8 protein-coding genes are annotated in these 14,367 nt (G+C 59.9%); all 8 read left to right on the top strand.

The window, feature by feature from the left end:
• Window positions 1-143 precede the first annotated feature (143 nt).
• The 8 genes from FJE54_RS09110 (at window position 144) to FJE54_RS09145 (ending at window position 14,366) form a co-directional block, all read left to right on the top strand.
• The gene (locus tag FJE54_RS09110; RefSeq protein WP_255467330.1) at window positions 144-1,748 is read left to right on the top strand and encodes a response regulator transcription factor; all 1,605 of its coding nucleotides are present in this window, start codon (window positions 144-146) and stop codon (window positions 1,746-1,748) included.
• A 155-nt stretch (window positions 1,749-1,903) separates the two neighbouring features.
• A complete protein-coding gene (locus FJE54_RS09115) occupies window positions 1,904-4,468 on the top strand; it encodes a molybdopterin-dependent oxidoreductase (RefSeq protein ID WP_255467331.1) in 2,565 nt (854 codons plus the stop codon).
• A complete protein-coding gene (locus FJE54_RS09120; protein WP_139652482.1) occupies window positions 4,469-4,807 on the top strand; it encodes a 4Fe-4S dicluster domain-containing protein in 339 nt (112 codons plus the stop codon).
• 132 nt (window positions 4,808-4,939) lie between these two features.
• Window positions 4,940-7,486 carry a molybdopterin-dependent oxidoreductase gene (locus FJE54_RS09125; RefSeq protein ID WP_139652483.1) on the top strand — a complete coding sequence of 849 codons (2,547 nt, stop codon included), beginning with the start codon at window positions 4,940-4,942 and terminating at the stop codon, window positions 7,484-7,486.
• Window positions 7,487-7,488: 2 nt separating this feature from the next.
• Window positions 7,489-7,827, top strand: a complete 339-nt coding sequence (locus tag FJE54_RS09130; RefSeq protein WP_139652482.1) for a 4Fe-4S dicluster domain-containing protein — start codon at window positions 7,489-7,491, stop codon at window positions 7,825-7,827.
• Window positions 7,828-8,171: 344 nt separating this feature from the next.
• Entirely contained in the window at window positions 8,172-9,488 is a 1,317-nt protein-coding gene (locus FJE54_RS09135) for an MFS transporter (RefSeq protein ID WP_139652484.1), read from the top strand.
• A 219-nt stretch (window positions 9,489-9,707) separates the two neighbouring features.
• Window positions 9,708-11,012, top strand: coding sequence for an MFS transporter (locus FJE54_RS09140; RefSeq protein ID WP_139652485.1), 1,305 nt, complete (start codon window positions 9,708-9,710; stop codon window positions 11,010-11,012).
• Between the two features lie 789 nt (window positions 11,013-11,801).
• Window positions 11,802-14,366, top strand: a complete 2,565-nt coding sequence (locus FJE54_RS09145; protein ID WP_139652486.1) for a molybdopterin-dependent oxidoreductase — start codon at window positions 11,802-11,804, stop codon at window positions 14,364-14,366.
• Window position 14,367: the final 1 nt, after the last annotated feature.

Consider the following 14,367-nt stretch of genomic DNA (forward strand, 5'->3'; position numbering starts at 1 on the left):
GTTGGAGGTATCCATAGTAATATATTACTCATAGAGCGGGCGCACAAAGGTTCAACGGGTGGTTTTCTCGTCCACGGAAAAGGCCGTCTGGGACGACGATCGTTATGGGGGTGATACCGTTGGTAGATAGCGGAGCAAAGGCGATGGTAGGAAAAGAAGGCGTACCGGAGCTCGGCTCGGATGGGTCTTCGTCGGACGGAGCGGGGGGATGGATTCTCGTCAACGCCCGTATCCTCGTCGGCCTGATCGGAGCCGTCTCGTGCTTCTCGTGGCTGTTCGTCATGTTGGGCACCTCGATATTTATTCCGTTTGCCGACCTCGAAGGCGTTGCAACGGGAGCCGCCCATCTTGCGTTTCTCGGAGGATGCTGTACGACGCTGCTCGCTTGCTGGCGGTTTTCCGATTGGCTTTCGGCCCATCGGATCGTGCAGGTGATCCTCGCCGCCGCTTTCACGCTGGCCGGATGCGTCGGGTTTTCGCTCTACGAGCTGGCGGCGACGTGGTACGGTGCGTTTGGATTCGTGCTCGGGTGCGGGTTTTCGCTCATCTATCCGCTGTACGGCGAATACATCTGCCTGTTCTTTCATTCCGACATCAAGCCCTATATTGTGGGTATTTTCGCGGCGAGCGTGTTCATGTGCACGGGACTACTCTTTTCGGGGCCCGATACGAGTTTTTTGTTTGCGATCATCTTTCCTGCGGTAGCTATTTCTGCGTACGCTGTCGCCATGGTGCTTCTGCGCCTCGATACAGTCGAAGGCGTGAAGGCGAAAGCGTCCGACAAGCGCAGCCAGGTGGTCTGGAGGTCGTATCTCGCAACGGCGACGTCGGGCATGGCGGCAGGTTTCGCACTCGGTTGCATTCTTTCGACCCAGAACGCGCAATCGGGCGTATTCGTGCTCATCGAGGTCGCCCTGCTCGGTACCTGCATCGGGCTGCTCGTCGATTCGCTTCATAAGAACTTCGCGAACGAAACCGCCACTATGAGGTTGTTTCTGCCTTTTTCAGCCGTGGTGGTGTTTCCGCTTTTGTTCGTGCCCGAAGAGATCCGCTACGTATTCGCCGTATTGCTTTTATGCGGCTCGATCTTTCCCACCACGTGCTCGCTCTCGGCGATATGCCGCCATGTAGTTCTCTGCGATCTTTCAGCCATCAGGGCTTTCTCATTCGGTCGTCTCATCTGTTTCGGGGGAATCGCACTCGGCATGATCATATCGTTCGCGGGGTTTTCGGAGTTGGCCGTGCAGGCCATCGGCTCGACGGCGACCATCCTCTCGATCATCCTGTTCATGGTCCTCGTCATATTCTCGGCGTCGTTTGTAATGACCGAAGACAATTATCCCGATCGGGATCGGTTCAAGCAAGCCGAGGTGAAGGCAGGATCGGGCGAGGGAGAAGCGGTACTCGTTGCCGGTCCCGGTACGCCAATCCGACGGTTGGCGGGCGAGCCTGCGGTATCAGACGAACCCGAAGTGATCGATGAGGGAAGACTCACGCGTCCCGGCATCTTCTATCTTAAATGCGATGCAGTGGCGAAGCGCTATGATCTGTCGAATCGGCAGAAAGAGGTGCTCGTCATGCTCGCCAAGGGGCGAAATGCCGAGTACATCACCGAGAAGCTCGTCATCTCGTCGCATACGGCTAAGGCTCACATCTACAACATCTACCAGAAGACCGGCGTCCATTCGCGCCAAGAGCTCATGGATCTGGTGGAAGAGATGGAGATCGAACTGCCGGGTTCCGACTGAGCGAGTGCATATCTCACGCAGCTCCCGTCCTCCTAATCCCTAGTGGCTTAGCGCAGGCGAATTAACCATTTTCACCCCATGAAAGCAGCTCTTCCATCTTCTATGGTTACGGAGAACGTGCGGTTGCGCCCAGTGCGCTTCTCACGGCAAACCGCATGCAAGACAAAAGGGAAGAGGTGTTTATGCTATTCGATTACAAGGCCTTTTTGGATGGGATCGATCGCGAAGCCTACCACGAGGGCGAATGGCAGTGGGAGGAAGACGGCTATACGGTCACCCGTACCTATAGCTATTCGGCTCCGGGATGCCATGATTCGTGCGGCGTGCTCATGTACACGAAGGACGGCAAGCTCGAGAAGGTGGAGGGCGATCCGCTCGACCCGTGCGCGAACGGCAGGCTGTGCATGCGCTGCTTGAACCTCGAGGAGGGCGTGAACTACGCCGAGCGGCCCAAGTACCCGCTTCGCCGCGCGGGGGCGCGCGGCGAGAACAAGTGGGAGCGCATCACGTGGGAGGAGGCGCTCGACGAGATCGCCGGATGGATCCATGAGAACATCGACGAAGCGGGCTACGGCCGCGAGTCCATCTTCGTGAACCACGGAACCGGGCGCAACATATCGTCGTGGGTGCCCTTCCTCGGCGGCGCGTGCCTGGGCACCCCCAACATCGGGGCCATCGGCTTCTCGGGCTATTCGTGCTACCTTCCGCGTACGTGCGGCACCGCTGCCGGCATCGGCGACTTTCCCATCGTCGACGCATCCGAGGGCCACGAGGACCGCTACGCCAACCCCGACTGGGTGCGCCCCGACGTCGTGGTCATCTGGGGCTGCGAGCCGCTCCGCTCGAATGCCGACGGATTCTTGGGCCACTGGCTCAACGTGTGCATGCAGCTCGGTACCGAGTTCGTGACGGTCGATCCGCAGCTCACCTGGTGGTCGGTGCGCTCCGAATACTGGCTTCCTATCCGTCCGGCCACCGATCTGGCTCTTGCCCTTGCGTGGCTCAACGTTATCACGGGCGAAGACCTTGTCGATCACGAGTTCATCGAGTACTGGTGCGCGTACTACGACGAGCTTAAGGAGCACGTGGCGCAATTCACGCCCGAGTGGGCATCCGAGATATGCCAGGTGCCCGCCGAGGACATAGCGGCGGCTGCCCGCTTTTATGCGAACGCCGAGCGCGGCGCCATCCAGTGGGGACTTGCATTCGACACGCAGGTCGACTCGATCCAGCTGTGCCAGACGGTCTCGAACCTCATGAGCGTCTGCGGCAACATCGACAAGCCGGGCACGAACATCCTCGTGCGCAACGGCTTCGAGATCAACCCGGGCTACGCGACCGCGCAGCTGTACTGCCCGCCCGAGACGTTCGCGAAGAAGCTCACCGTGGATCTCGTGCATCCTGGATGCGTGCAGTTCATCGGCATGGCCGACTGCGATGCGGTCAACCGCGCCTTCGAGACGGGAGAACCGTACCCCATCAAGATGTTCTGGTCGCAGGGCGCAAACGGCATCTCGTGTTCCGCCACGGCCGCACCGCGCGTTCACAAGATGCTCGAAAACGTCGAGTTCTGCGTGGTGGCCGATCCGTACATGACGCCGACCGCCGTCGCGTTCGCCGACATCTTCCTGCCTTTGAAGACCACCGCCGAGCGCGACTCGATGCGCGTGTGGTGGACGCCTTTGCGCGCGATGAAATCGGTCAGCGAATGGTACGAGGCGAAATCCGACGAGGAGCTCATCGTGGCGCTCGGAAACAAGCTCAACCCCGAGCTGTTCCAGAAGCGGTGGCCGACGCTCGAGGCGCTGCTTCAAGACTACCTCGATACCGGGTTTAACATCTACGACCCCGAGACGGGCAAGAGCTACAAGAGCGCGGGCCGCTCGAAGGCGGGCATGGTGGAGATCGACGACGCCCACACCGAGTACTGGAAGAAGCATCGCGAGGACGGCACCTGCTCATTCGACGCGCTCGTGGAAAAGGGCGGCTACGAGTACGACGACTTCTGCGACACGTACTACAAGTACGAGAAGGGGCTGCTGCGTCCCGACGGCCAACCTGGGTTCGCAACGCCTTCCGGTCGCATCGAGCTCGTGCCGTACGTGACGTTCGGCGCGTGGGGCATCCCGCCTCTGGCCGAGCATGTGGAATCGCTTTCGGTCAACCGGTGGCTCACCGATCCCGAATACAAGAAGGATTACCCTTTCATCTGCATCAACGGCTCGCGCTCCTACGAGTTCTTCCACTCCGAGAACCGCCAGCAGAAAACGATGCGCGAGTTCCATCCCATGCCCATCGTAAAGGTGAGCTCGCAAACCGCCGAAGAGTACGGGCTTTCCGAGGGGGAGTGGATCTGGATCGAGAACACCGAGGGCCGCTGCCGCCAGAAAGTGCACATCGACCCGACCCTCAACCCGAACTACATCCATGCCGAGCACGGCTGGTGGTTCCCTGAACAGGAGCCGGCGTTCCCGCATCTGTACGGCACGTTCGACTGCAACATCAACAACCTGACCGCCTCGTTCGAGACCGGTCAAGGCGGCATCGGCAACCCGCTCAAGAGCGTCGTGTGCAAAATATACAAGTGCACCGAGGATGTGGCCGAGCCGACGCCAGGCGAAGTCGTCACCAAGCTCGGCGGATTCCGCAGCGACTACGTTGCCGGGCAGCCGTTCGCATGGACAACCGATAATACGACGCGTGAGGGAGGGCGATTCTAAGTGAAGGGCATTCTCATCAACTACGAGTACTGCACGGGCTGCCACTCCTGCGAGGTGGCCTGCAAGAAGCACCTGGGCCTGCCCGCGGGCGAGTTCGGCATCAAGCTCTCCGAGACCGGGCCCTTCGAGTACGAGGGGAAATCCGGCAAGGAGCGCTGGGAGTGGACGTGGCTTCCCGTGATCACGAAGGCCTGCGACCTGTGCGCCGACCGCACCGAGAAGGGCAAGATCCCCGCCTGCGTGCAGCACTGCCAGGCGTGGTGCATGTACTACGGCGAGGTCTCCGAGCTCGCCGCCAAGATGGACGGGGAGTCGCGCTGCGCGCTGTTCACGCGCTAAGGCGCGAGCGGCAATAACCTCTGATCGGGGGCGCGGTGGGACAACCTGCCGCGCCCCTGCGCTTTTGTTCGTCCGCAGCTGCTGCGCTGCCGGACCTACATACGGGGGACCACAACGAGAGAAAGGGATGCGATGCTGTTTGATTACCGAGAGTTCTTAGACACGATCGACCGCGAAGCCTACCACGAGGGCGAATGGCAGTGGGAGGAGGACGGCTACACCGTTACCCGCACCTACACCTACTCCGCTCCCGGATGCCACACCTCTTGCGGCGTGCTCATGTACACGAAGGACGGCAAGCTCGAGAAGGTGGAGGGCGATCCGCTCGACCCGTGCGCGAACGGCAGGCTGTGCATGCGCTGCTTGAACCTCGAGGAGGGCGTGAACTACGCCGAGCGGCCCAAGTACCCGCTTCGCCGCGCGGGGGCGCGCGGAGAGAACAAGTGGGAGCGCATCACGTGGGAGGAGGCGCTCGACGAGATCGCCGGATGGATCCATGAGAACATCGACGAAGCGGGCTACGGCCGCGAGTCCATCTTCGTGAACCACGGAACCGGGCGCAACATATCGTCGTGGGTGCCCTTCCTCGGCGGCGCGTGCCTGGGCACCCCCAACATCGGGGCCATCGGATCGTCGGGGTACTCGTGCTATTTGCCACGCACGTGCGGCACCGCGGCGAGCATCGGCGACTTTCCCATCGTCGACGCATCCGAGGGCCACGAGGACCGCTACGCCAACCCCGACTGGGTGCGCCCCGACGTCGTGGTCATCTGGGGCTGCGAGCCGCTGAAGTCGAATGCCGATGGGTATTTGGGACACTGGCTCATTGCTTGCATGCAGATGGGAACCGAGTTCATTTCAATCGACCCGCAACTAACCTGGTGGGGTGCTCATGCAACGTATTGGCTGCCGTTGCGTCCCGCGACCGATCTGGCCATTGCGCTTGCGTGGCTCAACGTCATCACGACCGAGAACCTCCACGACGAGGACTTCGTCGACAAATGGTGCGCTTACTACGACGATCTGAAAAATTACGTTGCCGAGTTCACACCCGAATGGGCAGCAGAGGTGTCTGGAGTTGATGCCGACCTTATCCGCGAGTCGGCGCGCTTCTATGGAGGCGCCGAGCGCGGCGCCATCCAGTGGGGACTGGCGTTTGACACGCAGAACGACTCGATCCAGCTGTGCCAGACGGTCTCGAACCTCATGAGCGTCTGCGGCAACATCGACAAGCCGGGCACGAACATCCTCGTGCGCAACGGCTTCGACATCAACCCCGGCTACGCGACCGCGCAGCTGTACTGCCCGCCCGAGACGTTCGCGAAGAAGCTCACCGTCGACGTGATCCACCCCGGCTACGTCCATTTCATCGGCATGGCCGACTGCGATGCGGTGAACCAAGCTTTCGAAACCGGTAAACCCTATCCCATCAAGATGTTCTGGTCGCAAGGGGCCAACTGCATAACCTGCACGGCAAACGGCGCTCCTCGTGTATACAAGATGCTCGAAAACGTCGAGTTCTGCGTGGTGGCCGATCCGTATCTCACGCCGACCGCCGTCGCGTTCGCCGACATCTTCCTGCCTTTGAAGACCACCGCCGAGCGCGACTCGATGCGCGTGTGGTGGACGCCTTTGCGCGCGATGAAATCGGTCAGCGAATGGTACGAGGCGAAATCCGACGAGGAGCTCATCGTGGCGCTCGGAAACAAGCTCAACCCCGAGCTGTTCCAGAAGCGGTGGCCGACGCTCGAGGCGCTGCTTCAAGACTACCTCGATACCGGGTTTAACATCTACGACCCCGAGACGGGCAAGAGCTACAAGAGCGCGGGCCGCTCGAAGGCGGGCATGGTGGAGATCGACGACGCCCACACCGAGTACTGGAAGAAGCATCGCGAGGACGGCACCTGCTCATTCGACGCGCTCGTGGAAAAGGGCGGCTACGAGTACGACGACTTCTGCGACACGTACTACAAGTACGAGAAGGGCCTGCTTCGCCCTGACGGACAGGTCGGGTTCGCGACACCTTCGGGCCGCATCGAGCTCGTGCCGTACGCCACGTTCGGTGCGTGGGGCATCGATCCGTGGCCGAAGCACCACGAATCGATTCACTCGGTCAAGTGGCTCAACGATGCCGATTTCAAGAGAGAGTACCCCTTCATCTGCGTAAACGGGTCGCGCTCCTACGAGTTCTTCCACTCCGAGAACCGCCAACAGAAAACGATGCGCGAGTTCCATCCGTGGCCCATCGTGAGAATCAGCTCGCAGACGGCTGAGGAGTACGGCATCGGCGAAGGCGAGTGGATATGGCTCGAGAACACCGAAGGGCGCTGCCGCCAGAAAGCGCACATCGACCCGACCCTCAATCCGAATTACGTGTACGCCGAGCACGGCTGGTGGTTCCCCGAACAGGAGCCGGCGTTTCCGCACCTGTACGGTTCGTTCGACGTTAACATCAACAACCTGACCGCCTGTTATGAGACGGGGCCGGGTGGTATCGGAAGCCCCTTCAAGAGCATTGTCTGCAAAATATACAAGTGCGACGAGGCTGACGACAAGCCGATGCCGGGCGAAGTGGTCACGCAACGGGGAGGATTCCGCAGCGATTACGTGGCGGGTGAACCCTACGCCTACGGCAAGGAAGACAGCTGGCAAGAGCGAATGAAACGGGGGGAGGAGTAACCATGAAGGGCATTCTCATCAACTACGAGTACTGCACGGGCTGCCACTCCTGCGAGGTGGCCTGCAAGAAGCACCTGGGCCTGCCCGCGGGCGAGTTCGGCATCAAGCTCTCCGAGACCGGGCCCTTCGAGTACGAGGGGAAATCCGGCAAGGAGCGCTGGGAGTGGACGTGGCTTCCCGTGATCACGAAGGCCTGCGACCTGTGCGCCGACCGCACCGAGAAGGGCAAGATCCCCGCCTGCGTGCAGCACTGCCAGGCGTGGTGCATGTACTACGGCGAGGTCTCCGAGCTCGCCGCCAAGATGGACGGGGAGTCGCGCTGCGCGCTGTTCACGCGCTAAGGCGTAAACCGGTTGCAATCATGCGAGAAGAGCGCTGCGCACAAGTCCGCAGCGCTCTTTTTCTTACATACGGTAAACCTGAAAAACTCCTGATCAGAGCACAGCATAATACTTCATTGCTTAGCATCCTGACCTTATTTTGACCTCTTTTCGACCAGATAGGAATCCTCGCCCCATGAAAAACCGTCTGAAACAGAACAGAATCGTCGCAATTCGATCCCGGATCGAAGGCAAACGATCCTCAAGCGATGCTTCGGTGCGAGGACAGGGGGTGAGTGGCTGCGCCGAGTGGCCTATCCGGGTCGAGACGCAATCCTGGAGGAATCCTGGGGAAAGGTGAAACAATGACTGAAGAAAAGAAGGGGATACATCGGGCTTGGCTCGTCTTCATCGGCGTATGCATGATGATGGCAGGCGGCATGGGCTTGGTTCTCAACGTGATGGGCAACTACTTCGCCCCGATGGCGATGGCGTTCGGTCTGATCAATCCCGAAACGGGCGGTCCGGACGTTACGCAGGTAACGTTGCTCATGACCGTGTATTCGTACGTCATGCTTGTGTGGCTTCCGTTCTGCGGTCGCCTGTTCGACAAGGTTGACGCACGCATTCTGTTCGGCGTAAGCGGCATCCTCATCGTCGCCGGCCTTCTCTTGATGACGGTATGGACCGAAGTCTGGCAGATCTACATTTCCGGAGCGTTGTTCGGTTTGGCTGGCCCGGTAATCTTTCTGGTGGGTCCGTCGGTGCTCATCAACAACTGGTTTGCCCCGAAGCAGGCCGGTAAGTTCCTCGGTATCGCTTCCGCCTTCACCGGCGTTGGCACGTTCGTATGGTCGCCCGTGTTCGCAGGCATCATCCAGTCGAGCGGATACAAGACGGGCTTCATGGTGGAAGCCGTTGCCGCTGCGGTTCTCATCCTCATCCCGGCGTTTTTCTTCTTCCGCACGCGCCCCGAAGATGTGGGACTTAAGCAGTACGGCATCGAGAAAGAAGAGACCGTCGGGGGAGAAGAAGCGAAGAAGAGCGGTGTCAGCGGCAAGTTCGCACTCGGTACCATCGCGTTTTGGGCCATCCTCATCGGCGCCGGCCTCATTTCGCTCGGCGGCGGCTATAAATCGATGATGCCCACCGCTGTGCAGTCGGTCGGTGGCCCCGATCTCGCCATTCTCGGCGCGACGATGATCTCGGCTGCTGCGGTCGGCAACATTTTGGGCAAGATCACGCTCGGTACGTTGGCCGACAAGATCGGCATCCGCAACGCCATGGTCGGATTTGCCGGCGTGAGCATCATCGGCTTTCTGCTCATGGTTCTGTTCATGGGCGACAATCAGATTCCGATGCTCGTTGCGGGCTTCTGCATCGGCACGGGCGACGCCATGATGTCGGTCGGTCTGCCGCTCGTGACGCGTGCCTGCTACGGCGATCGCCGCTACGGCGAGATCTACTCCTACATGAACATGCCGATCGCCATTTTGGGCGGTCTGGGTGCAACGTTCGTGGCGCTCGTGGCAAACATGACCGGTGGTTTCCAAACCGCCTACGGGTGCGGTATCGTATTCATGGTCATCGTTGGCGCCTGCATGTTCATCGCCGTTACGACGGCTAAGAAGTTCCGCGACAAGTGGACCGTGGAAGGCGAACCGGAGAAGAGCCGTTCGTAAGCACCTGGTATTCGCATTGCATTCGGTGCGGTGGTTTCGCGCCGCACCGAATGAGCTCGATTGCGCCCGTATCGCGGAGGCGAAGCGGTGCGGGCGCACTGCGACACCATCGCCGCCCGAGCGCAGAAGCGCGTTTTGCGCGGGCAAGGCGTACTCGTAAAAACCCGGCGATCTATGTAGGATGCGCTGTGCGCATCGCCCGATAGACAGGTGATTTCCATGGAAAAAAAGGCTCCGCGGATGCATTTCGCGTGGGTGATTATGATCGGCTGCTGCTTCATGCAGGCAGGCGGTCTCGGCGCTGTACTCGACGCTGCAGGCGTGTTCTTCGTTCCCGTCTGCGAGGATCTCGGTTTGCTGAGATCTGAGATATCGCTGTACCTCACGTTCTACTTCATTGCCACCGTATTCGCCATGCCCATCGTGGGCAAGTGGATCACGAAATACAACATCAACATCCTTCTGAGCGTTTCGTTCGCGCTGGTTGTTCTCGCCGTAGCGCTCATGGGCACGTATACCGCCGCTTGGCAGTGGTGGATCTCCGGTATCGTGTTCGGTTTGGCGGGCAGCTTCATATTCGTGGTGCCTGCCCCGATTCTGATCGGCAACTGGTTCAAGAAGCGGCGCGGCATTGCGCTCGGCATCGCGATGTCGTTTTCCGGCATCGGCGGGGCTGCGCTCTCGCCGCTGTTCACGATCTTCATCCAAGAATTCGGATGGCGTAATGCGTACTTCATAGCCGCCGTCATCATGGCGGCGCTCGTGCTTCCCTGGACGATGTTCGTGTTCAAACTTCGCCCCGAGGATGTGGGCATGCGGCCTTACGGCTGGACCGAAGAAGACGAGCGCGCCGAGAAGATCCGCGAACAAGAGCACCGTGCTTTACCGGGCGTTCCGCTGAGCAAGGCACTCAAAACCGTACCATTCGTGTGCATGTTCTTGTTCGCCGGCCTCATAGCCTACTTTGCGGGATTCAATTCGCATCTGCCGGGCTTCGCCCAAACGGTGGGGCACAGCGCACTTGTGGGATCGTCGCTTCTGACGGCGGTTATGATCGGAAACGTTGTCGAGAAGCTGTTCGTGGGTTGGCTCAACGACAAAGTCGGTGTTCAGATCACGGTGAACATCCAGCTTGCGATGGTGGCGCTCGGGTTCATCGGGTTCATATTCTCGGGGGGAAACCTCGTGATGCTTTACATCTCGGCTTTCCTGTTCGGAGCGCAGAACTCGCTCGTATCGGTGTCGACGCCGCTTCTGATCCGTCAGATTTTCGGCGAACGTGATTTCCCGGCCATCTTCACCTACGCGCGCATCGGCACCGGCGTGATCGGCTGCTTCGGTCCGGTGACCGTCGGCGCCATCTTCGACGCGACGGGAAGCTTCATGCCCGCATTCGTGCTCGGCATCGGCATCACGGCTTTAGGGTTCATCGTGACGAGGCTTGCGTACGTGTACCGCAAGAAGCTGCACTGGGTCGATGAGAGCGGCACCGTACTGCCCGAAGCACCCAGCTCGAAGTTTTAAACGAAAAGCCTTCGGGGTTTCGCCCGACATCGACTTCGCACCTGCACCTCGGATGGCGCACGCGCCCCGCGACGAACTGCCGTGGGGCGCGTTGCCGTCTTCGCTTGCTCTGTCTGCAACGTTGGCTACTCTGGCTACTCTGACTCCGTCCGTAGCGTCGAGAGAGACGGGTTTCTGAAAGGTGCTATATTCCCTGTCCGTCAAGGCCCGCTAAACGACATTTTTTCAACCGCTAAATTATGCAATTAATGCATAGTACCTGATCATCGATATGTAGGCTACTAAGCAGTTTCACAAAAATGTCGTTTAGCGAGGGTTCGCGGACATCGCGGACATCGGGGGCATTCGCGGACATCGCGGGCATTCGCGGGCATTCTCAGGGTACTCGCCAGCATTCGCGGGCGATTGCGGGCGTATGCGTGCGTTTTCAAAAGCAACGGAGAGGAGGGAAGCGGCGCGAGAGGCCCTTCCGCTACATGCGCGCCAACTGCTTGTCGGTGATGGGAAGCGCTCGTTAGAAATAGCAAAATACCTGTTCAACGCGTGGTAATGTAAAAAATAACCACTCAATGCTTACGCGTTTTTCGCCTGCTGGAACAATAAGGTCGCGCGGTTCATGACAGCGGGGGAGGCGAACCGTATATTCATGTAAGCGCAGCGCAGGTGCGGGAAAGCAGCGGGTGCGGGGCGATCGGTCGCAGGGCGGAAGGTGCGGCAACTCGTCGCGTGTCCAGGGCTTGCTTCGCAGCAGTGCTCATGCGCACAAGCAGCGAGAGAGGAAGGAACGGTATGGAGTTTAAAAATGACTTGGGAAAGCCGTGGAAATACGAAGACGGCGATTTCACCGTCGTGCGTACCTCCATGTGGTCGCCCCCGGGATGCCATCCGGTGGGATGCGGCCTGAAGCTCTACGTCGACAAGGACGGCCGGCTCGACCATGTCGAAGGGGACGAGAACAATCCCATCACGAAGGGCCGGTTGTGCGCTCGGTGCCTGGCTTTGAAAGACTACGTGTACAATCCGAGCCGCGTCGTCTACCCGATGAAGCGCGATCCCGAGTTCCGCGGCCAGAGCGACAAGTGGGAGCGCATCACTTGGGACGAGGCGTTCGCCCTCGTCAAAGAGAAGCGCGATTACTTCCGCGACACGTACGGGGCGGAATCCATGGCCGTGTTCTCCGGAACGGGCCGCTCGGGGGGTATTCTTGTGTCCGATATGGCTCAGGCAGTGCTCGGTACGCCCAACGCGTGCTACACCCAGTCCGGCTACGCCTGCTATCAGCCCCGTTCGATGTCCTGTTCGCACGTGCTCGGCGCCTACTATCCCGAGATGGACTATGCGGGAGGCCTCGAAGGCACTTACGATAATCCGGCATACAACGTTCCCGAAGTTATGGTCATGTGGGGCAAGATGCCGCTCGCATCAAACGGCGACGGTCTGTGGGGCCATGCGGTCATCGATCTCATGAAGCGCGGAGCGAAACTCATCAGCGTCGACCCGCGCGTCAACTGGCTCGCCACGCGCGCCGAAGTGCATCTGCGCGTGCGCCCTGGCACCGATACGGCTATGGCCATGGCGTGGCTTTGGGTCATCATCAACGAGGATCTCTACGATCATGAGTTCGTCGAGTGCTGGACCTACGGGTTCGAGGAGTTCACGGGACGCATCAACGATCCCGAGTTGGGTATGACTCCCGAGAAGGCGGCCGAGATCTGCGAAGTTCCGGTTGAAGACATCTACAAGGCAGCCCGCATGTACGCAGCCGCAAAGCCCGCGTCCATCGCATGGGGCCTTGCGTTCGACCAGAACCAGAACGGCAACCAGGCAGCGCACTGCGTGCTTGCGCTTATGGCGATCACGGGCAACATCGACGTTCCCGGCGGTCAGATCGTCGCAGAGATCGATCCTGCCCCCGGCGTTAAGGACGAACTCGCCACCGATGGCGAGAAGGCCGAGTTCAACCTCGACAAAGCCGACGCGGGTGCAGACGACAACTCTGCTGAGGATGCAGCGCGTCCCACCCGTCGCATCGGCTGGGACAGTCTGCCCGAGGAGCTTCGCGATAAGACTGTCGGGTACAAGGAGTATCCGCTCTACGTCGACAACATCCGCAACGCTCAGGCAGACATCATGTTCGACGCCATGACCAAGGGCGAGCCGTACCGTATCCGCATGGGCTGGATCCAATCCACCACGCTGCTTGCCCCGACGTGCTGCGCTCAGCCTCACGGCTGGTACGAAGGCCTGAAGAACCTCGAGTTCTGCATGGCAACCGACCTGTTCGTAACGCCCGCCATCGAAGCTGCGTGCGACCTGTTCCTTCCCCTGGCATCCTGTGCCGAGAAGGACGACGTGGTCATGACCCATTACGGCGGGTCCCCCGTGTTCTACGGAGCCGTGAACAAAGCCGTCGACGTGGGCGAAGTGAAGGCCGATATGGACCTCATCATCGAGCTCGGCGAATACCTCGAACAGGATTGCCTGAAAGACGAGAACGGCGAGCGCATGTTTAAGGATCTCGAAGATTTCCTTACCCAGCGCCGTACCTCCGGTCCCATCCGCATGGATTTCGACAGCCTGCGCAAAAAGGTCGGCTTCCAGCGCGGCGTGAACTACCGCAAGTACGAGACCGGCAAACTGCGTCCCGACCGTCATCCCGGATTCCTCACCCCGACGGGCCGTGTGGAGCTGTGGTCGACGGCCTATGCGCAGTACGGCGAAGATCCGCTGCCCTACTACCAGGAACCGGCGTTCAGCCCGCACAAGGATCCCGAATTGGCAAAGAAGTATCCCTTCATCCTCACTACGGGCGCGCGCAACTACGCTTCGTTTCATGCCGAGCATCGCCAGATTCCCGTGCTTCGCGAACTGCACCCCAATCCGATCATCGAGATCCATCCCGAAGACGCCGCCGAGATCGGCGTAGCCGAAGGCCAATGGGTCGAGATCAAAAACGATTTCGGCCGCGCGAAGTTCAAGGCAGTTGTCTCACCCATCGTGAAGAAGGGCACCGTCCAGACCGATCATGGCTGGTGGTTCCCTGAGATGCCTGCTGACGACGAGGCGCGCGACGAGCTTGTTCCCGTCGGTGAGATCCTGGAAGACGGCCCCTTGGAGTTCGATATCAACGGAACCCATATCCGCAACGGCTACGTTAAGACCGACCATGCCGACGAGAAGGGCCTGTACGGTTTGTGGCAGTCGAACGTGAACGACCTTGTGTCCAACCACTACAACTCGAAGCTCGGTTACGGCGGCCCCTACAAGTGCAACTGCTGCAGCATTACTCCGTTGAAAGAGAGCTACGACACGGATATGGACCTTGTCGTCGAAAAATTCGGGAAGTTGGTGTAAC

This window comes from Raoultibacter phocaeensis (assembly GCF_901411515.1).
GTDB classification, from domain to species: Bacteria; Actinomycetota; Coriobacteriia; order Coriobacteriales; family Eggerthellaceae; genus Raoultibacter; species Raoultibacter phocaeensis.

What these genes read in the sequence shown, in the direction of transcription:
- FJE54_RS09110 (WP_255467330.1), top strand. Translation starts at nt 144, where the DNA reads ATGGTAGGAAAAGAAGGCGTACCGGAGCTCGGCTCGGATGGGTCTTCG.
- FJE54_RS09115 (WP_255467331.1), top strand. Translation starts at nt 1,904, where the DNA reads ATGCAAGACAAAAGGGAAGAGGTGTTTATGCTATTCGATTACAAGGCC.
- FJE54_RS09125 (WP_139652483.1), top strand. Translation starts at nt 4,940, where the DNA reads ATGCTGTTTGATTACCGAGAGTTCTTAGACACGATCGACCGCGAAGCC.
- FJE54_RS09130 (WP_139652482.1), top strand. Translation starts at nt 7,489, where the DNA reads ATGAAGGGCATTCTCATCAACTACGAGTACTGCACGGGCTGCCACTCC.
- FJE54_RS09135 (WP_139652484.1), top strand. Translation starts at nt 8,172, where the DNA reads ATGACTGAAGAAAAGAAGGGGATACATCGGGCTTGGCTCGTCTTCATC.
- FJE54_RS09140 (WP_139652485.1), top strand. Translation starts at nt 9,708, where the DNA reads ATGGAAAAAAAGGCTCCGCGGATGCATTTCGCGTGGGTGATTATGATC.
- FJE54_RS09145 (WP_139652486.1), top strand. Translation starts at nt 11,802, where the DNA reads ATGGAGTTTAAAAATGACTTGGGAAAGCCGTGGAAATACGAAGACGGC.